Source organism: Coprococcus sp. AF102-57 (assembly GCF_027686195.1).
Lineage (GTDB): Bacteria > Bacillota > Clostridia > Lachnospirales > Lachnospiraceae > Allocoprococcus > Allocoprococcus comes.
Genome location: NZ_JAQCSY010000020.1, coordinates 22,226 through 42,420 on the forward strand (window position 1 = coordinate 22,226; position 20,195 = coordinate 42,420).

A 20,195-nucleotide genomic window follows, 5' to 3' on the forward strand; every position below is an offset into this window, starting at 1 on the left:
AAATTTGGATAGATAATCCATAAGGAATATGATATGCTAGGAAGGCAGGTAAAAAATATGAAGGAAGTAGATGCAAGAGGACTTTCGTGTCCGGAACCGCTGATGCTTACCGCAGAGGCACTGAAGAATGCAAACGGACCGATCAAGGTTCTTGTGAGCGAACCTCACCAGAAGACGAATATTGAGAAGTTTGCGAAGGACAAAGGAAAGAAGGCAACTTCTACCGAGAAGGGCTCTGAATTTGAAATTGTGATTGAATAATGAGAAAAAAAGAGTTAAAGCTGGTCATCACATTCCACACAACAGCGGATGCGATGGCGATGGAAAAAGAATGTAAAAAAGTTGGTGCACAGGGACGTATGATTCCGGTGCCGAGAAGTATTTCAGCAGGATGCGGGCTTTCCTGGTGCGCACCACTGGAATGCAGGGAAGAACTGAAAAATGTCATGCAGGGAATTGGTCTTGAAGAAGAAGAGATCCACGAGTGTATGGTATAAGAAGAGGTAAAACGAGGAAACCGCAAGATGAGGAATCATTTTTGCGGTTTCCTTTTTCCGTTTACTGAGAATATTCGTGGAACAAGAAAAATAATTTTTTCCATTTAGAGACTAGAATATGGTATACTTATAGATAATGGAAAAATTTATGAATTTACAGAAAGGCAAGGCATGCAGTTACGTTTTGAAATTCCGGAGGGTTTCTGGAGTCTGTTCCGTTCTGTGAACAGAGAGACATACATTGATGCTTTGATGGCGATCAATGAAGAATACCAGTACAGCAATTATTTCCTGACCAGGGAAGTATGTATTCAGGTGCTTCGTGGTCTGTATATGAAGAAACAGATCGAACTTAAGCGGGAAGAAGATGAGACCGAGTTCGATATGCTGGAAACGCCGTCAGCAAGGATTCTGAACTGGCTGATCCGAAAAGGATGGCTGAAGAAAATTGAAGATTATAATACACTGGTGACGAACATCGTGATTCCGGATTATGCGGCAGTCTTTGTCGATGCGTTTGAGCGGCTTTCCTCGGAGGATCTGGAGGAGACAGAGATCTATATCCAGAATGTGTATGCAACGCTGTTTTCATTCAGGAATGATCCAAGGGTGAATATGAATATGCTCCGGACAGCACTTATCAATACCAGACGGCTCAACAAAGCATTGCAGGATATGCTACACAATATGGACAAGTTTTTTGCAAGGCTTCTGGAACAGCAGTTTTACGGAGATCTTCTGAAGGAGCATCTGGACGGCTATGTAGAAGAGATCGTCCGAAAAAAATATCACATCCTCAAGACTTCGGATAATTTCTATATCTATAAGACAGATATCAAAGAATGCCTGCGTCAGATGCGGGATGATGAGGAATGGATCGAGAAGATCCGTGAGCGTGCCAGGGCAACCGGAGATACCGGTGAAGACGTTCTGGAGCTTCTGGATATGATTGAGAGAGGCTTTGACGATATCGAGCACCGCATTTCCAATATGGATAAGGAGCACAGCAAATATGTGCGTGCGACGGTGACGAGGCTGAATTATCTTTTGAGCGGAGAGAGTGACACGAAGGGACTGGTGATTCAGCTCCTGAACCGGATGTCAGAGGATGATTATGAAGAGGTCATTCAAAAGACGGGGGAGAAGATGAATCTGTCTTTGGTCGAAATCCTGTCAGAAAAATCTCTTTATAAGCGAAGAAGAAGCCGGAAGGATTTTGTAAGTCAGATGGCACCGGAAGAAGAAGTGGATGATCTGGACAAGGAAGATGTGCTCAGATTGAACCGGATCAAGCGCAGATTCAGCAAAAAGCAGATTGAAGAATTTATCGAAGAGCATATAGAGAAAGATGTACTGGATACAGAAAAACTTTCCCTTACATCAGAGGAGGATTTTGAAAAGCTGATTCTGGCATATGACTTAAGTACCCGTAAGAACAGCAAATATAAAACGCTGGAAGAGGATGCGGAGACGATTGAAAAGAACGGATACCGTTATCCTGCACTGAAGTTTGTAAGAAGACATTTATAGAAAAAGAAGACAAAATTGGAGAGAATGAATGATAGAATATTTTGAGCAGCTTACGCAGGAAGAACAGGAAGATCTGACAGATGTGATCAGGCTTCTCTATAGACAGACATTTCTTCTGGAGAGGAAGTTTGACAAGCGTGCGGGCAGACTCCAGTATCAGAGAGAGTACCGTATCTGCGAAAAGCACATTGATTTTCTGAAAATGTATTTCCAGATTGCCGGCATTACGTTATGCGAGAATGTACATCTGGGTCTGATCTATATTCAGGATGAGATGGTCTGGGGAGAAAAGCTTCCGCGTCTTGCGACTATTTATATATTATTGCTGAAACTGATCTATGATGAGCAGATGGCATCGGTTTCGTCGAGTAGCCAGATTGTGACAACCTTGGGGGCACTCAACGGAAAAGCAGGAGATTTTCGCGTGCTTCGCAGTATCCCGTCACCGACTGAGATGAAAAGAACTATTGCCATGCTGAAAAAATACCAGCTGATCGAGCCATTGGATGTACTGGAAGAGTTAAATGAAAGTACAAGACTTCTGATCTATCCGTGTATCCATGCAGTATTGCAGGGAGATGCGGTGAGAGAAGTTCTGGAATCATTTGGAAGCAGCCGGGAAGAAGAGGAGGAGACTCTTGGAGACATTGGATAACAGGCAGCCGTTCTGGGCGATTTCAAAAATCTGCCTGAACAACTGGCATTATATAGACAGAAAAATACTGACTTTGAGCGAAGGAATCAACTTTTTCACCGGGCATTCCGGAAGTGGAAAATCAACGGTTATCGATGCAATTCAGATTGTGCTCTATGCCAACACGGACGGGCGTGGATTTTTCAACAAGGCAGCAGCAGATGATTCGGATCGTACTCTGATCGAGTATCTGCGCGGAATGGTGAACATCAGTGAAAATAATGAGTCCCAGTATTTGCGGAACAAGAATTTTTCCAGTACGATCGTGATCGAGCTGGAGCAGACAAGAACCCATGAAAAACAGTGTGTGGGAGTTGTATTTGACGTGGAGACGGCGACGAATGAGATCAGTCGCCTGTTCTTCTGGCACAGGAGTGGTTTGCTTGAAAATGCTTACCGGGGAGAAAAGAGATGTCTTTCTACTGTGGAAATAAGAGAATATCTGCAGCGTACCTTTGGTGAAGAGGCATTCTACTGCGGACCGAGCAATGAGCGTTTTCGCCGTCAGCTTTATGATGTGTATCTGGGCGGATTGGATAAAGAAAAGTTCCCACGTCTTTTTAAGCGGGCAATCCCGTTTCGGATGAATATCAAGCTGGAAGAATTTGTAAAAGAATATATCTGTATGGAACAGGATATCCAGATTGAGGATCTGAAAGAAAGTATCATGCAGTATGGCAGAATGCGCAGCAAGATTGAGTCAACGATGGAAGAGATTGAGGAACTAAAGAAGATCGATGGAATCTATCAGGATTTTGATGAGAAACGAGAAAAAAGCAGGGAATGTGACTACCGTCTTACCCGTTTGGAAATGCTCCGTCTGCAGACGGACATCCAGGGACTCCATGATAAGATTAAAACCAGAGAAGAAGGTATCAAGGTACAGGAGCATACGAAAGCCGAGCTGATGCGCCAGAGTGGAGAACTGCAAAAGGAGCATGAGGAGCTGTTACTTCGTCTGAATAACAGTGGTTATAAAGCACTGGAAGCAGAACTTGCAGGACTTAACGAGACTCTGGAACATCTGGGAAAAAGCAAGGCGAGTCTCACAAAGACAGCACAGAGACTTGCAGCATGGAAAGAACAGGAGATTACGTCCAACCAGACAATCTGGGATATTGATAAGTTTGAAGCCGGTACGATTTCGGAGGGCGAACTTACAAGGCTGAAAGAAAATATCGCACAGATGCGTGCGGAGATCGAAGAAGAACGTCGGGATACGGACAGTACACTTCGTCAGATCAAGAAAGAAGAACGGGAAGCTAAAGAAGAGCTAAAAGAGCTGAAACAGGGAAGAAAAGCATATCCAAAAGAGCTGGAAGAAGCAAGGCTGGAACTACAGAACCGGTTGCAGGAGAATTGTGGAAAATTTGTTTCCGTGCAGATTCTCGCAGATCTTCTGGAAATCCGGGATGAAAGATGGCACAATGCAGTGGAAGGCTATATGGGAAATAATAAACTTCTGCTGATCGTAGAGCCGAAGTACGCAAAAGCGGCAATGGATATTTATCAGGAGATGGATAAGAAGAAATTCTTCCGTGCTGCAATTCTGGATACGGAAAAGGTTATGGAAGAAGAGCACATTGTCCGGCAGGGCGCTCTTGCAGAAGAAGTAAAAGCAAAAGAAAAATACGTGCAGTCTTACATCAATTTCTTTCTTGGTAATGTCATGAAATGTGAGAACATTGAGGAACTCAGGGAGTGCAGGATTGGTGTGACACCGGACTGTATGCTGTACCACAGCTATCGTCTGCAGCATATTAATCCGGAAAATTATACGAGACGTGCTTATATCGGAGAGATTAGTCTCCGCCAGAGGATCCGGCAGCTTCAGAAGCACTGTGATGAGCTTCAGGAGAAGAGGCTTCCACTTGCGGCACTTGTGGAAGAGGCAAAGAAACTTCTGGAACTGGAAGCAATGTCACTTCCGACAGAGGATTATATCAGCCAGATCCTGGATGCAAAGGCGATAAAGGGAAAAGAAACCCGTAAGAAAGATTTACTTGAAAAGCTACAGAAACTGCGTGCAGAATCAGTCGATACTCTGGAAGCACAGATGAAAGAAGTGCAGGAAAGACGGGATGCAAAGCAGAAAGAGATCACGAAGACAGAGAAAGAAATTTGGAAAAACGGGGAAGAAATCGAAAAATTCAGAAACAGTATTACAGAGTCGGAATTTGCACTTTCTGGAATCCAGAAAGAATTTCAGGAAAACGAAAGGTTTGAGAAGCAGTTTGAAGAGTATCTGGAAGCACAGAAAAGCAGAAACTATATTTATTTAAAAGAGGCAAGTGCAAGGCAGCTGCAGCAGCTTGGAAAGAAAAAAGAAGAGATCTATCAGGAGTTGGTGGTAGCCCGCAGTGCTTATACCAAAAAATATACGCAGCGTAATTTTTCAGTGGTAGAAGAAGATAATAAGGTTTATCAGGAGCTTCTGGAAAGCCTGTCGTGTGATAATCTGGAAACCTACCGGCAGGCAGCGAATGAACAGGCAAAGGCAGCGGTTGAGCACTTCAAGGATGACTTTGTTTTCAAGATCCGCAGTGCGATCCGCGAGGCCTACCAGAGAAGAGATGAGCTGAACCGGATCATCAGCCGGCTGGATTTCGGAAAAGATAAGTACCAGTTTGTGATCACGAAGAATAAGGGTGCAGACGGAAAGTACTATAAGATGTTTATGGATGATACCCTGCAGATCAATCCGGCACAGCTTTCAGGTTCTATTGAGAACCAGATGAATCTGTTCACGATGGAGCATGAAGAAAACTACGGTGATATGATGAATGAACTGATCGGCATATTTATCCCACCGGAAAATGCTACCCATGAGGAACTGGAAGAGGCGAAGAAAAATATGGACAAGTACGCGGATTACCGTACTTATCTTTCCTTCGACATGCAGCAGATTGTCCAGGGTGAGGAAGACATGAAAATCGGTCTTGGCAAGATGATCCGTAAGAATTCCGGAGGAGAAGGGCAAAATCCTCTTTATGTTGCACTTCTTGCAAGCTTTGCACAGATTTACAGGATCAATCTTTCCCCGAAAATCCACAGGAATCCGACACTCAGACTGGTCGTTCTGGATGAGGCATTTTCAAAAATGGATGCCGAGAAGGTGGCAAGCTGTATTGCGCTGATCCGTGGACTTGGTTTCCAGGCGATCATCAGTGCCACAAATGATAAGATCCAGAATTATCTGGAAAATGTTGATAAAACCTTTGTATATGCCAACCCGAATAAACGGCATATATCAATTCAGGAATTTGAAAAAAACGAGTTCGCACAGCTTGCGGATGAGGAAGAACAGGGGTGATAGAAAATGTATCTGGTAGACAGGATTATAGAAAGATGTGAGAACAGCAGCCGTGACTGGCGGGAAGGAGCGACTGGAGGGAGGACCCTTCGGATCACACAGGAGGATTATGATGCCTGTGGGAAAGAAGAGCTGATCGAAGAGGTGCAGCGCCTAGAAAGAGCAGGACTTCTGACTGTGAAAAAATGGGTTGTCCCAGACAGCGATGTAGAGCTTGTGGCATATCAGGTAGAGCATCTTCCGGATTTTTACCGTCTTGCAGACAGCGAAAGTGGAGAAGAATACTGGCCGAAGCAGGCGAAGGTAAATTATTATATACGTATGATTGACCAGGAGCTTTCGGAAGGCTTTCAGAAAGAATGGATCGAGAATTATCTGGAAAAGCTGAAAGAGCGGATCGCAGAAGGTGATCTGCCGAAAAATATAGAGAAGCTGGAAAAATATCTGGACTGTTACCGGGGACTGGACTCTCTGGAAGAACCGATGATGAAGCGGATTTTCAGTAAACGCTATCTGAAGGACAGCAAGATCTTCGAGCGGGAGATGGAACGAAATGTGGTGACGGCTGCAAGGAGATATTGCCCGGAGATTACGGCAGATATGGATATCCAGACGGTTCTGGAGCAGCTGCTGATCGAAGAAAATTCCCAGGAACTGGCAGTTAAAGGACCGCTTAAACTGAAGATCTGGAAAGGATCAGAAGCAAAAAGAGTGGATCTTTCCGATTTTACATATGGAGTTGTGCTGAACAGCCAGACAGTCAAGCATGCAATGGTTGAGGTAGAGCAGCCGGCACTGAAAAAAATCGTGACGATCGAGAATAAGACGAATTACCTTGCGATGGAATATGATCCGGAGATCCTTTATATCTACAGTCATGGATATTTTTCACCACTTGAAAGAGAATTTCTGAAGAAGCTGCAGAGAGTGATCGAAGGGAAAGACGTGGAAGTATTCCACAGCGGAGATATGGATTACGGTGGAATCCGGATTTTTGAATATATCCAGAAGCATATTTTCCCGGGAATAAAGCCATTGCAGATGGATGTGGAGACCTACGAGAAATATGAAGAATATGCGAAAACAATCTCGAAAGAGACGATGGAAAAGCTGGAAAAGGTAAATATTCCACTTTTAGAGGAGTTAAAAGAAAAGCTTCTTGAAACCGGAAAGGGAATCGAACAGGAAAGCTTCCTGATTGAAGAATAGAGTGCAGTGCTTAAGGGAAAAGTGCGGCAGTGAAAAGAAAAAGACCAGAATGCCCTGGTAGTGGGGCGGGTTCTGGTCTTTTTGTGTATACGATGAGCTAAGTGCAGATTTGTGCTTGCACAAGGATCTGCATTTGACGAATGTACATCATCGAGCTGTTAAGCGAGATGATGTACAAAGTATAAGAATCGAGTAGGAGTCAGCCTACTCGATTGTAGTGCGATGATCCATGTGCAGAAGGGTGTCTATACTGTCAATGAAAAAATGACAGAATTAAAATCCTTCTACAAACTGATCAAGTACATGTGGAAGAAGCTTGTCGCTGTATGCGGTGAGAGAATACTTGCCTTTGCATAATGCCCAGTCATAAAGAACAGCACGTTCGTACATTGCATAAATCTTCAGAAGTTCATCAGCAGTACTGGTGCCGTTGAATTCTCCATTTTTCAGTGCAGTGCTGATTGTCTCAGTGAGCCACACGAAATAGTAACGATCGTTTTCAAGAAGGGAGCGCTTATCTTTGGTGATCAGCTGGGACGAGTAGAGGGAGGCTAAAAGCCCGACATCGACACTGGTCTCAATCATATGAAATAGTTCATGGTTAAAAAATAACAGCTTGTCATAAGCGGAAAGATCCGGATCTACGATTCCTGCAAGCTCTTCATACTTTTCGTCAAACAGATAAGAAAGTGTGTTGAGAAGAGCTTCTTTTCCCTTAAAATAGTGGTAAAAGGTTCCTTTTGAGGTCTTAGAAGCCGAGATGATCTCATCAACAGTGGTCTGTTCATAACCATGCTTGTAGAATAGATTCCACGCGGCTTTTATGATACGGCTTTTGGTGGAACTTCTTTTCTTTGGCATGAAAATTCCCCTCCTTTGAAAATAGTAATCTTTTTTTATTATAGCAGAATGGACATGAAATAACAAGAAAGTAATTTGTTTACAAAAAAAGGAGACAAAGCCATATACATAGCTCTGTCTCCTGAAAGATTTTGACTTAACGGCCTACTTTGAAGCCATATTTTAACGGATCATCTGGATCGATCACATAAGTAGATTCCCCTGTCAGATAAGCACTTCCGGTAATCTGCGGAATAACGGCATCATAGTCGGCAACCTTTGTAGTGTCTAAGATTACGCCTTTGAACTGAGAGCCGATAAAGCTTTCATATACAAAAGGCTGTCCAACTTTGATCTCACCTTTTTTGTAAAGGGTGGCGAGCTTTGCGCTGGTTCCGGTTCCGCAAGGAGAACGGTCAGCCATATGATCTCCGAAGATAACGACATTACGTTTGTCGCATCCAGGAGTATCGGTAGAGCAGTAAAGCTCTGCGAGGTCGACAGTTGTGATATCAAGTTCCGGATGCCGGATCTCTACTTCGGCATTGACCTTTTCGATCAGCTTCATACCGAAATCGGTAAGCTGTGGGATTGACTGTGGATCTACGTGCCATCCGAACTGTTCGATATCAACAAGTGCGAAGAAGCTTCCGCCGAAAGAAATATCATAGTGAACTTCTCTGCCATCAACTTCTGTTGTGAGGTTTTCTTTGTAAAGGAAAGCCGGTACATTAGTAAGTGTTACATTAAGTACCTTTCCATTTTTGACTTCTGCTTTGGTACGGATAATTCCTGCAGGAGCATCCAGAACAACTTCTGTATAAGGTTCTACGGCAGGAACAAGTCCTGTTTCGATGATTGCTGTAACCGAACCGATTGTTCCATGACCACACATATTCAGATATTCTCCAGTGTCCATGAAGATCACACCAAAATCAGCTTCCGGGTGGATCGGATCTGTCAGAAGAGCACCAAACATATCATGATGTCCACGTGGCTCAAACATAAGAGCCTGACGGTATTTGTCGTAATGCTTTGCAAGAAAGTTCTTACGTTCGATCATGGTATCCCCTTCAAGCTTCGGGAAACCTGATGTAATGATTCTTGTAAATTCCCCAACTGTATGTGTGTCAATCGCATGGAAAGATGCCTCAAATGCGTCAAGATTCAGTTTTGGATTGATTTCCATTTTTAATATTCCTCCTTAGTTGAAAGACCAGACCAGAGTCTAGTATGCAGTTCAGTTTTCTTTAAAAATATTATGTACGAAAATACTTGAAAAGTCAATGGTAATTTGCTATAATGAATAAGCTTGATTGGAATAATCAATATATGGGGGTAGATGGATAACTGGTGTGTCTCCTGGTCTTCAAAACCAGTGTGGGGCGTTAGGAGCGTCCTGGGTGGGTTCGATTCCCACATGCCCTCGCCAAAAAGAGAGGTTTTTGGGCGAAAAGCCTTAAAAAGATAAAGAGAAAAGCTGCTGTATTGTTTTAGGGGAAACAGTACGGTGGCTTTTCTTTTTTGACGTAAATCCTCTTGACCAGAATACTTATAGATAATGCGGATAAGTAAAATGAGAAAAAATAGACAATCTGTAAAAATCAGACAGAACCGATGAAAAAAATAAATAGATTATATATAAAAAAGATATTGAATTTTCAAGTAAAATCATATAGACTATAGTACAGATCAATCACTAGACTAGATTCTAGTATTGAGTCCAACATGAAAAGTGAAAATCTATAAATGCTATTGAAAAAAATATATCTATTTGTTAAACTATAGTCAAATACGCGTAGGACAAGATAAGATATAGATTTCGACGTAGAGGAGAAAGGAAGAGAAGAGACATGGCAAACTTACAGATTTTGCTGCGTCAGCATGTAGGAGCTCCTTGTGCACCGGTTGTAAAAGCCGGAGACAGAGTAGAAAAAGGGACTCTGATTGCAACACCGACAGGCCTTGGAGCTAATATTTTTTCAAGTGCATATGGTGTGGTAGAAGACGTACTGGAAGACCGTATCATCATCAAGCCGGATGAAGAACAGAAGGATGAATATGTAAAGATTCCGGAAGGCAGCAAGCTTGATATGGTAAAAGCGGCAGGTGTTGTCGGAATGGGTGGCGCCGGATTCCCGACAGGTGTAAAACTCGGAACAGATCTGCAGGGAGGATATATCCTTGTAAATGCAGCGGAGTGTGAGCCTGGACTTCGTCATAACATTCAGCAGCTGGAAGATGACTGTGCGAAAGTTATCCGCGGAGTAAAACACTGCATGGAGATTTCCAATGCATCAAAAGCTATTTTTGCAATTAAGAAGAAAAATGAAAAAGCAGTAAAGGCACTGCGCGAGGCATTAAAAGATGAAGAAGCGATCACAATCCACTTACTTCCGGATATTTATCCGATGGGAGAAGAACGTGCGGTTGTAAGAGAATGTCTTGGAATCGAACTGAATACAACACAGCTTCCGTCAGCAGCGAATGCAATTGTCTGTAATGTAGAAACTCTTGCAAGAGTTGCGGAAGCAATTGAAGAGAGAAAGCCATGCTTTTCTAAGAACCTTACTGTTATCGGTAAGATCAATGGCGGTAATGAGCCACATGTATTTATGGATGTACCGGTCGGCACAAGCGTTGGGGAAATGATCGAACGTGCCGGCGGTATTGATGGTGTATATGGGGAAATCATCATGGGTGGTCCATTTACCGGACATGCTACTACAGAGGATGCACCGATCACAAAGACAACTGGTGGAATCATTGTTACAATTGATTTCCCGGATCTTCATGGTGCAAGTGTAGGTCTTTTGGTATGTGCCTGCGGTGGTAGCGAAGAACGTATGAGAGATATTTGTCAGAAGATGAATGGTGTAGTGAAATCAGTAGCCAGATGTAAACAGGCAATTGAAAACAAACCGGGAGCTCCGCTTAAATGCGAAAGACCTGGAAACTGTCCTGGACAGGCTAAGAATAATATCCAGTTCAAGAAGGATGGATGCGAGTATATTATTATTGGTAACTGCTCAGACTGTTCAAATACAGTAATGGGATCAGCACCGAAGATGGGACTTAAGGTATTCCACCAGACAGACCATGTAATGCGTACAATCGGACATCCACTTTACAGATATCTGCGTGTTTCAAAACAGGTAGAACAGTTACCGGAAGGTAAATAGATAAGTTGATACCTCACTTCGGTGAGTGTATAAATAGTTAATTGAGTTATTGTTAAATTAACAAGGAGGAAATTATTATGTCAATTACAGCGGAAACCGCAAAAGAACATGCAAAAGATCCTGCAGTATTATGCTGTAGAGCAGAAGGCGGCATTACAATCCAGGCTGCAAACCTTGAAGATCCGGCTATCTTTGATGATCTGGTAGATTCAGGACTTCTGAAACTTGATGGAACACTTACAATCGAACAGGTACTTGGAGCAAAGCTTGTTAAGACCTGCGATTCTCTTACACCACTTACAGCTGATCTTGTCGAAGGCGCAAAAGCACCTGCAGCAGAGGAAGCACCGGCTGAAGAAGCAAAAGAAGAAGTGAAAGAAGAAGCACCAGCAGTTACTGCAAATTCTACAGCAAGTGTACAGAAAGTTGGCGGCGTGTTAAAAATCCACATTGGAGAAGGCAAAGATATCGATATCGAAATGCCGATGGGTTTTAATAACGGTGTTGCAGTAGCGGAAGTACCGGCAGAGGTAGAATTACCGGCAGGCGTGGTTTCAGGCGCAACACCGACAAAAGAGCTGGAACCGAAAGTCGTAAGAAGCGTTACCAGAAAGCATTATAAAATTACAGAAGTAAAGCGTGGACCGGAGACAAAGATCGAAGGAACAACTCTTTACATCCGAGAAGGAATTGAAGAAGAAGCAGTTGCTTCACAGGAACTGGTTCATCAGTTAAAGATTGATATCATTACACCGGATCAGTACCATACTTATTCTAATACAATCATGGACGTACAGCCGATCGCTACAAAAGAGGGCGAAGACGAAATCGGTACAGGTACAACAAGAGTACTTGATGGTGTTATCATGATGGTTACCGGAACAGACGACAATGGTGTTCAGATTGGCGAATTCGGTTCTTCCGAAGGATACCTGGATGAAAATATCATGTGGGGACGTCCGGGAGCTCCTGATAAAGGTGAAATCTTCATCAAGACAGAAGTTATCATCAAAGAAGGAACCAACATGGAAAGACCTGGCCCGCTTGCTGCACATTCTGCAACAGACGTGATCACACAGGAAATCCGTGAAGCTCTGAAGAAAGTAGAAGACGAAAGCCTTGTAGTAGGTACAGAGACATTCAATCAGGTAAGAAGACCTGGTAAGAAGAAAGTCGTTATCGTAAAAGAAATCATGGGACAGGGTGCTATGCATGACAACCTGATTCTTCCTATGGAACCAGTCGGAGTACTTGGCGCAAGACCAAACGTTGACCTTGGAAACGTACCGATCATGGCATCTCCACTGGAAGTACTTGACGGATGTATCCATGCACTTACCTGTATCGGACCTGCATCAAAAGAAATGTCAAGACATTACTGGAGAGAACCACTGGTTCTTGAAACTCTCCATGATGAAGAAGTTGACCTTTGCGGTGTTATCTTTGTAGGTAGTCCACAGATCAATACAGAGAAATTCTATGTATCAAAACGTGTTGGTATGATGGTAGAAGCTCTTGATGTTGATGGTGCATTTGTTACAACAGAAGGATTTGGTAATAACCACATCGATTTCGCAAGCCATATTGAACAGATCGGTATGAGAGGAATTCCGGTTGTTGGACTTTCATTCTGCGCAGTACAGGGAGCACTTGTAGTTGGAAACAAATACATGCAGTACATGGTAGATAACAACAAATCTGAATCAGGAATCGAGAACGAAGTTCTTGCCTGCAACACGCTTTGCCAGGAAGAAGCAATCCGTGCACTTGCTATGCTGAAAGCTGGAATGGCTGGAGAAGAAGTGAAGAAGGCAGAAAGAAAATGGAATCCGAATGTAAAAGCAAATAACATCGAACTGATTTCAAAGACTATGGACAGAACAATTGAATTGGTTAAGAACGAGCAGTCACTGCCGATGAGCCAGAAGAGAAAAGAAAAATACGATTAAGGTGAATGACTATGAAATATGGCGATAAGATCATCTATATGGAAGGCGTAATCGTAGAGATCCATGATGGATGTGTTGGAATCGATTTGAAGGGACGATTAGGTTATCTGAAAATCCCGATGAGAATGCTGATTACGGATTATCCATTAGTGGTAGGACAGGAAGTTGGATGGAATATGAGTTTTGTTGAACAGCTTGGACCGGACGCCAATGAAAAATATGTTAGTAACCTGCAGACGTATCAGAGACGTCAGGAAGAAATGAAGTCTCATAAGAAGAATGATGAAGTGTAATTATATCAGGAGGAAATAGACATGAGTTTGACCGTTGTTAAAGGACTTCAGTCAGAAATCTTTGTTCCGGTAACTCCGCCGCCAGTATGGGCTCCGGTGAAAAAAGAACTGAAGGATATGACGATTGCCCTCGCCACAGCAGCAGGTGTGCACCACAAGGATCAGAAGAGATTCAACCTTGCCGGTGACTTTACCTGGAGAAAAATAACAGATAAAATGCCGTCAGATGAATTAATGGTATCTCACGGTGGATATGACAACAGTGATGTAAACAAAGACATCAACTGTATGTTCCCGATTGACCGTATCCATGAGCTTGCTAAAGAAGGATTTATCAAAGCATGTGCACCGGTACATGCCGGATTCATGGGTGGTGGCGGAAACCAGGAAAAATTCAAACATGAAACTGGTCCTGCCATTGCAAAGATGTTTGTAGAGGAAGGCGTAGACGCAGTTATCCTCACCGCTGGTTGAGGTACCTGCCACCGCTCTGCAGTTCTGGTGCAGAGAGCGATTGAAGCCGCAGGAATTCCTACAATTATTATTGCTGCGCTTCCGCCGGTTGTTCGTCAGACCGGTACCCCACGTGCGGTTGCTCCGCGTGTTCCTATGGGAGCTAACGCTGGTGAACCACACAACGTTGAGATGCAGACAGGCATCGTAAAAGCAACTCTGGAACAGCTCGTGAAGCTGGATACTCCAGGAAAAGTTGTTCCGCTGCCGTTTGAATATGTAGCGAAAGTATAATCAAATAGTAAAAAGGGGACATCCCCGGCAGGATTGGGGCGAAAGCTCTGATTTGCCGGAGATGTCCTTTTTATTTAACTGGATATTTTGATAAAATTTCCTGTTAGATAAAAGGTGCTACGTGCCTCAAATGTGCCAGGGCGCATTTGGGTTCAATTTAGAATTGAGGATGATTATATGGAGAAAGAAATAGATCTGCGTCGGCTTGTGATCAAAGCTTTCCATATTACTGAGGTGGAAGAAGGCGGAGAAAATAAAGTGACAGCATCTGGAAAAATGACGATCGAGAAGAAAATACTGGATGAAATTTTACCGAAATATCCACAGCTTTCCAAATTAGATGTACAGATTATAAGACCGGGAGAACATGACCGTTATACCAATACGATGATGGATATCATTCCGATATCGACCAAAGTACTTGGAAAGATTGGGGACGGGATTACGCATACGCTCACCGGCGTTTATGTAATCCTTACCGGTGTAGATGAAAACGGAAAACAGGCACACGAATTTGGGTCCAGTGAAGGCAATCTGAAAGAGAAGCTGTATCTGAACCGTGCGGGTACTCCGGGGGATGATGATTATATTGTGTCATTTGATGTTGTTCTGAAACCTGGAATGGGACAGGAAAGAGAAGGTGTACTTGCAGCCCACCATGCCTGTGACGAGTTTATCCAGATTTTTCGGGAACAGATGAAGAAGTTCAGGGGCGATCTCTGCACAGAGAGACATGAGTACCATGATGTGGTTCGCCCGGGGAAAAAACGTGTTTTGATCGTAAAACAGGTTGCCGGACAGGGTGCGATGTACGATACTTCGTTATTTGCAAAAGAGCCTTCGGGAACTGAAAACGGTCGCTCGATCATTGATATGGGAAATATGCCGGTGATCGTTACACCAAACGAATATCGTGACGGAATTATCCGTTCTATGCAGTAGGAGGTGCGATTATGGGAATTGGACCATCGACAAAGGAAACATCACTACACCATTTCAGGGATCCTCTTCTTGATGTGGTATCATCGGATGAAGATCTGGATCTGATGGGAATCATAATTGTTGGAACGCCGGATGATAATACAGATAAATTGCTTGTTGGAACCCGTGCGGCAGTATGGGCGGAAGCTATGCGGGCAGACGGAGTTATCCTGTCGTCCGATGGATGGGGAAACAGTGACGTAGATTTCGCAAATACGGCTGAACAGATGGAAATCAGAGGAATTCCGGTAACCGGTCTGAAATTCAGTGGTACAGTTGGCCAGTTTGTGGTAGAAAATGATCATCTGGGAGAAATTCTGGATATCAATAAAAGTGAAGAGGGCATTGAGACAGATGTACTCGGAGAAAATAATGTGACGGAGCTGGATGCGAAAAAGGTTACTGCAATGCTGAAGCTGAAAATGCGGAAAAATGAGAAGCGTTAAGGTTTTGAAATTTGAAGAAAACTGTCAAAAGTAAAGCTGGCAGGGAAAGAAGATATAGAAAAGTCCTGCTGAGAATCCGGATTCGATATTCGGATTCTGACAGGACTTTTGTTGTTTAATTTTCTGCGGTATCTTCGATAATATGGTTACGGATGATCGCGCGGATACTTTCGTTAAGATATGGCTTCAATTCTTCAAACGACATCGGATCGTTGTCCAGGATCGTGCTGTATGAAGTAGAACTTGCAAGTTCTATGATCAGAAACAGCATAGTTTCCGGCGCACGAAGTTTGATTGTCGGATGATCCAGAAGGATATTACTAAAATATGCAAGAATTTCACCCTCATCATCCTGCGTATTATTGGTGATAGCCTGTCTGAAAATGCCCCAGCTGAGATTCTTAGAGATAAATCTCAGAATCAGTTTATTTTTCTGCATGGCATTTAAAACGTAATCTACAATAAAAATAATCTTATCTTCGAATTCGGGGATGTCGGCTGTCTCCAGAGCTTTGTGTGCTCTATGGAAAAGTCGGCTGGCTGTCCGTGCGATCAGCCGGTCGCGTATCTCGTATTTGTCTGCAAAATATAAATAGAACGTTCCTTTCGCAACTCCGGCCTTTTTTGCTATATCGCTGATTGATGTTTTCTCGATTCCCTGATTCAGAAATAAATCGTATGCGCTTTGAAAGAGAGCATCCATTTTCTGATGCTTGTTTTCATCTACTTTTCCCATGATTCATTCCTCTTTTCCTTTGAATTATCTTTATTATAAAATCAAAATGACTCAGCGTCAACTTTTTTGTAGAAAAATATTGACTTGTGGTCATTTTTGAGTTATAGTAAGTGCGAGCTAGAAAATGACCAGTAGTCAAAAAAGAAGAAGGCATACCGACAGGAAAGTCAGTAGAGGCTTACAGGAGGTTTTTAAACATGAAGAACAGGGAATACAGAGTATTAGTTACACTTGCACTTATGGCATCACTTGTAGTTGGAAATATTGCAGGAACATCTGTAAATGTACAGGCGGCAGATAATAAAGATAAAAGTACAGAGACAAAGAAAACAAGCGAAACAAAAACAAGCAGCAGCGCAACACCTGTAAAAGATGAGACTGTATATGTAAAAGTAGATGACGCAGGAAACCAGAAAGATGTTACGGTATCGGATCAGCTGAAAAATATTTCGAGTCTTGGAACAATCGATGATGTATCAGATCTGAAAGATATCAAGAATGTAAAAGGTGATGAAACCTTTTCTGAAAATAACGGTAAACTGGTATGGCAGGGAGATAAGAAAGATATCTGTTATCAGGGAACAACCACAAAGAAGATTCCTGTAGGAATGAAGGTTACTTATGAACTTGACGGAAAGAAAGTCAGCGCAGATGATCTGGAAGGAAAGAGTGGACACTTAAAGATTCATTATGAATATCAGAATACAAGTGCTGACAGCGGGAAATACACACCATTTTTGATGGCAACCGGACTTCTGATGGATGGAGAGAAGTTTTCAAATGTAACCGTTGATAATGGAAAAGTAATCTCAGATGGTGACAGAGATATCGTGATCGGAATGGGACTTCCACAGTTGAAAGAACAGCTTACATCAGTTAGTAGCAAGGTGGATGATCTGGATATCCCGGATTCCTTTACAGTAGAAGCAGATGTGACAGATTACGAAAAAGTAGAAGCCGTTACAGTTGCAACAAACGAAGTGTTCAATGAAGTAGGTACCGATAAATTTGACAGCCTGGATGAACTGAAGGATTCTATGACAGAACTTCAAGATGCATCGAACAAACTTGTCAGCGGCTCCGGAGAACTAAAAGACGGACTGGATACACTGCTTTCTTCATCAGGAACACTGGTAAGCGGAGTAGATCAGCTGACAAGCGGCGGAAAGGAACTGGCAAGTGGAACAGGAAGTCTGGTCAGTGGGGCAAACACATTGGCCGATGGAAGTAAGAGTCTTGCAAAAGGAACGAGTCAACTGGCAGATGGTACAGAAAGTTTGAAAACAGGGGCAGCACAGGTTGAGGCAGGAGCACAAAATGCCAGTGCGGGAGCAGCTAAACTTGAAAGCGGAGCAAAAGATCTGAATAATGGAATTGCACAAATGCAAAACCAGGTTGGTGCAGGTGTGGATTCTTTGAGCAGTGGTGCAGAACAACTGAATGGTGGAATTAAACAGGCTAAAGCCGGAGCAGAAAATCTGAAAAATGGAGCTGCAAGTGCTGCAGAAGGTGCGCAGAGTGTAAGTGGTGGAATTACACAGGCACAGACAGGAGCCAGCGGACTTGCGGACGGAGCGGCAAATCTTAAAAGTTCACTTGATCAGATTGCGGCAGGGAATGATAATTCAGCAATGATTGCAGCACTGACAAGTCTTTTTGAGTCAGCAACACCGGAGCAGCAGGCTGTACTGAATAATGTTATAAGTGGACTTCAAACACAGCAGCAAGCTGTGAACAGCGGAATTACCCAGGCATCAGCAGGTGCGAATGAACTTGCAGCAGGTGCGAAAAATTTATCTGATAACCTCGGAAGCATCGGATCCGGAGCAAGTCAGGTTGTTGCAGGATTACAAAATATACAAGGAGGAGCCGGCTCGTTAGAAGAGGCACTGGAACTTCTGGGAGCTGGAGCAACAGAGCTTCAAGGCGGTGTTGGAAGTATGAAGACTCAGCTTACAGCTGGAACAAAACAGCTCTTAGATGGAAGTGGAAATTTACTTGCAGGAACACAAGATCTGAATTCGGGACTCGGAACATTAAGTGCCGGAGCTTCACAAGTAAGTGCGGGAAGTGCTACTTTAAATACGAATATGAAGACAGCAAATGCCGGAGCACAGACTGTTGCAAATGGATCTGGTCAGCTTGCAGCAGGTGCACTTAAACTTGACAGCGGAGCTGTCGCACTTTCGACAGGTCTTAACACTCTTCAGAGCAACATAGCACCATTGATTTCCGGTGTTGAGAAACTTGATTCTGGCGCAGCCGAATTAAACAGTGGTATGATTCAGTTTAATGAAGAAGGAATTAAAAAGCTTGTAAGCGTATTTGATGGCGATATTGATGAACTTCTTAATAAAGCAAATGAACTTCTTGATGCATCTAAAGAATATAAGAACTTCTCTGGAATTGCAGATGGAATGGATGGAAGTGTGAAGTTTATTTTCGTGAGTGAAAAATAAAGTATAATAAAGAGCGGCTGGGAAATCATATAATCGATTTTCCAGCCGCTCTTTGAAAATATTCCTGTGAATGGAATTAATATCTCAGTTGAATCCCCTGCTCCTCAATCCAGTCTTCGAGTTCATCCTGGGAATCAGCGGCCCATTCGGAGTTGGAGCCTGCTTTGAATTCATCTTTCAGATCTTCCTGCACCAGCTCTTTTGAAAATACGGGTTTTTCGTCTGTACGGGGATCTTTCGGGTTATCTATTGGTCTTGAACTACTCATATTTTCACGTCTCCTTTACTTTTGGAAAGAAAAAACATGACCCCTCGAGGTCATGTCTTTTCTTTTTGGTATGTCATTGAGAGGTTTTTCCTCGTTGCATTGCAGTTTGCCTTATATACAAAGCTGGGGAATGCTCCTACAAAGAGGATGTATATATAAATTGGAGTTTTATCATTGCAAGATCATTCTTGGGGGAAACGACCGGCAACAATATAACTGCAATAACAACCAATGTTGTAGCTTAATCAAGTCTTTTTAAAATAGCGGTATCCTCGTGTTGGAAACCGCCTTTGGTTTAGCTCTCTGATTAAGTTGGTTACACTATATCACTTTATCACAGTAGTGTCAACAAGAAACTGGTAAATTTCTAGATAATTTGTGTATTAGAATATGTACAACACGGTCAACTGTACGACAGTGAGAGATTAACGGTATTGGAGCAGCTCCTGGACTGATTTACGTGCCGGAACAGTTGGGCTGACAGCCGGATGACCGATTGCAATCAGGGCAGATACATTCAGGCTGTCATCGAGACTGAGAATTTCTTTTACTTGTGTTTCATCGAAGATGCCCATGACAACAGAACCGATTCCACATTCGTGTGCAGCGAGCTGGAAGGTCTGCGCAGCGATACCGGCATCAAACATTTCCCATTTATCCTTTTTTGAGGTGGAATAAGCTCCGTCCTTTTCGTAACCGCTTTTTCCCGGAACGGAAGCGAGAACAACCAGTACCGGTGCACCAAGAATGATGCCTGTATTCCATTCAAATCCCATAACAGCTTCTCTGGCAATCCTGTCTTTGAGAGCTGTTTCTTCTATTATAATATATCTTGCTGTCTGCGTATTCTTCCAGGATGGAGCGTAGGCACTTGCTTCTACGATTTTCTCGATCACTTCATGTGAGACAGGCTGCATTTAGCGAAGAAGCCTATGGATCTGGTACCCCGCTGAATATGAGAATATTATACCGCAAAAAGGGAATAAGAAAAATAGCACAAAAGGAGAAGATTTTTTAAGAAAATTTTGTATGAAAAAAAGTACAAAAAATA

Annotated in this window: 18 protein-coding genes and 1 tRNA gene; 14 read left to right on the forward strand and 5 right to left on the reverse strand. The window is 43.0% G+C overall.

Translation table 11 applies throughout. The annotated features are described in order from the left end of the window. Positions 1-57: 57 nt before the first annotated feature. The 6 genes from PGZ10_RS12410 (at position 58) to PGZ10_RS12435 (ending at position 7,243) form a co-directional block, all read left to right on the forward strand. Positions 58-261 (forward strand): sulfurtransferase TusA family protein, encoded by a 204-nt coding sequence (locus tag PGZ10_RS12410; RefSeq protein ID WP_022220208.1) that lies wholly within the window; start codon positions 58-60, stop codon positions 259-261. After that, positions 261-497 carry a DUF3343 domain-containing protein gene (locus PGZ10_RS12415; protein ID WP_008372464.1) on the forward strand — a complete coding sequence of 79 codons (237 nt, stop codon included), beginning with the start codon at positions 261-263 and terminating at the stop codon, positions 495-497. The genes PGZ10_RS12410 and PGZ10_RS12415 overlap by 1 nt, the downstream gene beginning before the upstream one ends. A gap of 171 nt (positions 498-668) precedes the next feature. Beyond that, positions 669-2,027 carry a Wadjet anti-phage system protein JetA family protein gene (locus PGZ10_RS12420; RefSeq protein WP_270541550.1) on the forward strand — a complete coding sequence of 453 codons (1,359 nt, stop codon included), beginning with the start codon at positions 669-671 and terminating at the stop codon, positions 2,025-2,027. A 28-nt stretch (positions 2,028-2,055) separates the two neighbouring features. Next, a complete protein-coding gene (locus PGZ10_RS12425) occupies positions 2,056-2,682 on the forward strand; it encodes a DUF4194 domain-containing protein (protein WP_173690096.1) in 627 nt (208 codons plus the stop codon). Further along, the gene (locus tag PGZ10_RS12430; protein ID WP_330674286.1) at positions 2,666-6,034 is read left to right on the forward strand and encodes an SbcC/MukB-like Walker B domain-containing protein; all 3,369 of its coding nucleotides are present in this window, start codon (positions 2,666-2,668) and stop codon (positions 6,032-6,034) included. The genes PGZ10_RS12425 and PGZ10_RS12430 overlap by 17 nt, the downstream gene beginning before the upstream one ends. 6 nt (positions 6,035-6,040) lie before the next feature. Beyond that, positions 6,041-7,243: a Wadjet anti-phage system protein JetD domain-containing protein gene (locus tag PGZ10_RS12435; protein ID WP_270541552.1), complete on the forward strand. Its 1,203-nt coding sequence runs from the start codon at positions 6,041-6,043 to the stop codon at positions 7,241-7,243. A gap of 273 nt (positions 7,244-7,516) precedes the next feature. Here PGZ10_RS12435 and PGZ10_RS12440 read toward each other — a convergent pair whose 3' ends face one another. Both PGZ10_RS12440 and PGZ10_RS12445 read right to left on the reverse strand, forming a co-directional pair. Next, positions 7,517-8,104 carry a TetR/AcrR family transcriptional regulator gene (locus PGZ10_RS12440; protein WP_008372489.1) on the reverse strand — a complete coding sequence of 196 codons (588 nt, stop codon included), beginning with the start codon at positions 8,102-8,104 and terminating at the stop codon, positions 7,517-7,519. 136 nt (positions 8,105-8,240) lie between these two features. Next, complete coding sequence (locus tag PGZ10_RS12445) at positions 8,241-9,272, reverse strand: proline racemase family protein (protein ID WP_117823717.1); 1,032 nt, start codon at positions 9,270-9,272, stop codon at positions 8,241-8,243. Positions 9,273-9,417: 145 nt separating this feature from the next. Between PGZ10_RS12445 and PGZ10_RS12450 the strand changes: the two genes are divergently transcribed. The 7 genes from PGZ10_RS12450 (at position 9,418) to PGZ10_RS12480 (ending at position 15,681) form a co-directional block, all read left to right on the forward strand. After that, a tRNA-Sec gene (locus PGZ10_RS12450) sits at positions 9,418-9,515 on the forward strand. A 421-nt stretch (positions 9,516-9,936) separates the two neighbouring features. Next, positions 9,937-11,265: a proline reductase-associated electron transfer protein PrdC gene (gene prdC / locus PGZ10_RS12455; protein ID WP_008372495.1), complete on the forward strand. Its 1,329-nt coding sequence runs from the start codon at positions 9,937-9,939 to the stop codon at positions 11,263-11,265. Between the two features lie 77 nt (positions 11,266-11,342). Then, positions 11,343-13,214, forward strand: coding sequence for a D-proline reductase (dithiol) proprotein PrdA (gene prdA / locus PGZ10_RS12460; protein ID WP_270541553.1), 1,872 nt, complete (start codon positions 11,343-11,345; stop codon positions 13,212-13,214). An 11-nt stretch (positions 13,215-13,225) separates the two neighbouring features. Further along, positions 13,226-13,507, forward strand: a complete 282-nt coding sequence (locus PGZ10_RS12465) for a CBO2463/CBO2479 domain-containing protein (protein WP_022220196.1) — start codon at positions 13,226-13,228, stop codon at positions 13,505-13,507. Between the two features lie 21 nt (positions 13,508-13,528). Then, positions 13,529-14,254: a D-proline reductase (dithiol) protein PrdB gene (prdB, locus tag PGZ10_RS12470; protein ID WP_082421153.1), complete on the forward strand. Its 726-nt coding sequence runs from the start codon at positions 13,529-13,531 to the stop codon at positions 14,252-14,254. A gap of 177 nt (positions 14,255-14,431) precedes the next feature. Beyond that, positions 14,432-15,196 carry a proline reductase cluster protein PrdD gene (gene prdD / locus PGZ10_RS12475; protein WP_118198963.1) on the forward strand — a complete coding sequence of 255 codons (765 nt, stop codon included), beginning with the start codon at positions 14,432-14,434 and terminating at the stop codon, positions 15,194-15,196. A gap of 11 nt (positions 15,197-15,207) precedes the next feature. Continuing rightward, positions 15,208-15,681: a glycine/sarcosine/betaine reductase component B subunit gene (locus tag PGZ10_RS12480; protein WP_055158009.1), complete on the forward strand. Its 474-nt coding sequence runs from the start codon at positions 15,208-15,210 to the stop codon at positions 15,679-15,681. Positions 15,682-15,796: 115 nt separating this feature from the next. Here PGZ10_RS12480 and PGZ10_RS12485 read toward each other — a convergent pair whose 3' ends face one another. After that, positions 15,797-16,417, reverse strand: coding sequence for a TetR/AcrR family transcriptional regulator (locus PGZ10_RS12485; RefSeq protein WP_118198916.1), 621 nt, complete (start codon positions 16,415-16,417; stop codon positions 15,797-15,799). 197 nt (positions 16,418-16,614) lie between these two features. On the opposite strand from PGZ10_RS12485, the gene PGZ10_RS12490 reads away from it, so the two are divergent. Then, positions 16,615-18,876 carry a hypothetical protein gene (locus PGZ10_RS12490; RefSeq protein WP_270541555.1) on the forward strand — a complete coding sequence of 754 codons (2,262 nt, stop codon included), beginning with the start codon at positions 16,615-16,617 and terminating at the stop codon, positions 18,874-18,876. A 76-nt stretch (positions 18,877-18,952) separates the two neighbouring features. Here PGZ10_RS12490 and PGZ10_RS12495 read toward each other — a convergent pair whose 3' ends face one another. Both PGZ10_RS12495 and PGZ10_RS12500 read right to left on the reverse strand, forming a co-directional pair. Further along, entirely contained in the window at positions 18,953-19,144 is a 192-nt protein-coding gene (locus PGZ10_RS12495; RefSeq protein ID WP_008372514.1) for a hypothetical protein, read from the reverse strand. Positions 19,145-19,569: 425 nt separating this feature from the next. Beyond that, the gene (locus PGZ10_RS12500) at positions 19,570-20,061 is read right to left on the reverse strand and encodes a nitroreductase family protein (RefSeq protein WP_118198919.1); all 492 of its coding nucleotides are present in this window, start codon (positions 20,059-20,061) and stop codon (positions 19,570-19,572) included. Positions 20,062-20,195: the final 134 nt, after the last annotated feature.

What these genes read in the sequence shown, in the direction of transcription:
- PGZ10_RS12410 (WP_022220208.1), top strand. Translation starts at nt 58, where the DNA reads ATGAAGGAAGTAGATGCAAGAGGACTTTCGTGTCCGGAACCGCTGATG.
- PGZ10_RS12415 (WP_008372464.1), top strand. Translation starts at nt 261, where the DNA reads ATGAGAAAAAAAGAGTTAAAGCTGGTCATCACATTCCACACAACAGCG.
- PGZ10_RS12420 (WP_270541550.1), top strand. Translation starts at nt 669, where the DNA reads ATGCAGTTACGTTTTGAAATTCCGGAGGGTTTCTGGAGTCTGTTCCGT.
- PGZ10_RS12425 (WP_173690096.1), top strand. Translation starts at nt 2,056, where the DNA reads ATGATAGAATATTTTGAGCAGCTTACGCAGGAAGAACAGGAAGATCTG.
- PGZ10_RS12435 (WP_270541552.1), top strand. Translation starts at nt 6,041, where the DNA reads ATGTATCTGGTAGACAGGATTATAGAAAGATGTGAGAACAGCAGCCGT.
- PGZ10_RS12440 (WP_008372489.1), bottom strand. Translation starts at nt 8,104, where the DNA reads ATGCCAAAGAAAAGAAGTTCCACCAAAAGCCGTATCATAAAAGCCGCG.
- PGZ10_RS12445 (WP_117823717.1), bottom strand. Translation starts at nt 9,272, where the DNA reads ATGGAAATCAATCCAAAACTGAATCTTGACGCATTTGAGGCATCTTTC.
- prdC (WP_008372495.1), top strand. Translation starts at nt 9,937, where the DNA reads ATGGCAAACTTACAGATTTTGCTGCGTCAGCATGTAGGAGCTCCTTGT.
- prdA (WP_270541553.1), top strand. Translation starts at nt 11,343, where the DNA reads ATGTCAATTACAGCGGAAACCGCAAAAGAACATGCAAAAGATCCTGCA.
- PGZ10_RS12465 (WP_022220196.1), top strand. Translation starts at nt 13,226, where the DNA reads ATGAAATATGGCGATAAGATCATCTATATGGAAGGCGTAATCGTAGAG.
- prdD (WP_118198963.1), top strand. Translation starts at nt 14,432, where the DNA reads ATGGAGAAAGAAATAGATCTGCGTCGGCTTGTGATCAAAGCTTTCCAT.
- PGZ10_RS12480 (WP_055158009.1), top strand. Translation starts at nt 15,208, where the DNA reads ATGGGAATTGGACCATCGACAAAGGAAACATCACTACACCATTTCAGG.
- PGZ10_RS12485 (WP_118198916.1), bottom strand. Translation starts at nt 16,417, where the DNA reads ATGGGAAAAGTAGATGAAAACAAGCATCAGAAAATGGATGCTCTCTTT.
- PGZ10_RS12490 (WP_270541555.1), top strand. Translation starts at nt 16,615, where the DNA reads ATGAAGAACAGGGAATACAGAGTATTAGTTACACTTGCACTTATGGCA.
- PGZ10_RS12495 (WP_008372514.1), bottom strand. Translation starts at nt 19,144, where the DNA reads ATGAGTAGTTCAAGACCAATAGATAACCCGAAAGATCCCCGTACAGAC.
- PGZ10_RS12500 (WP_118198919.1), bottom strand. Translation starts at nt 20,061, where the DNA reads ATGCAGCCTGTCTCACATGAAGTGATCGAGAAAATCGTAGAAGCAAGT.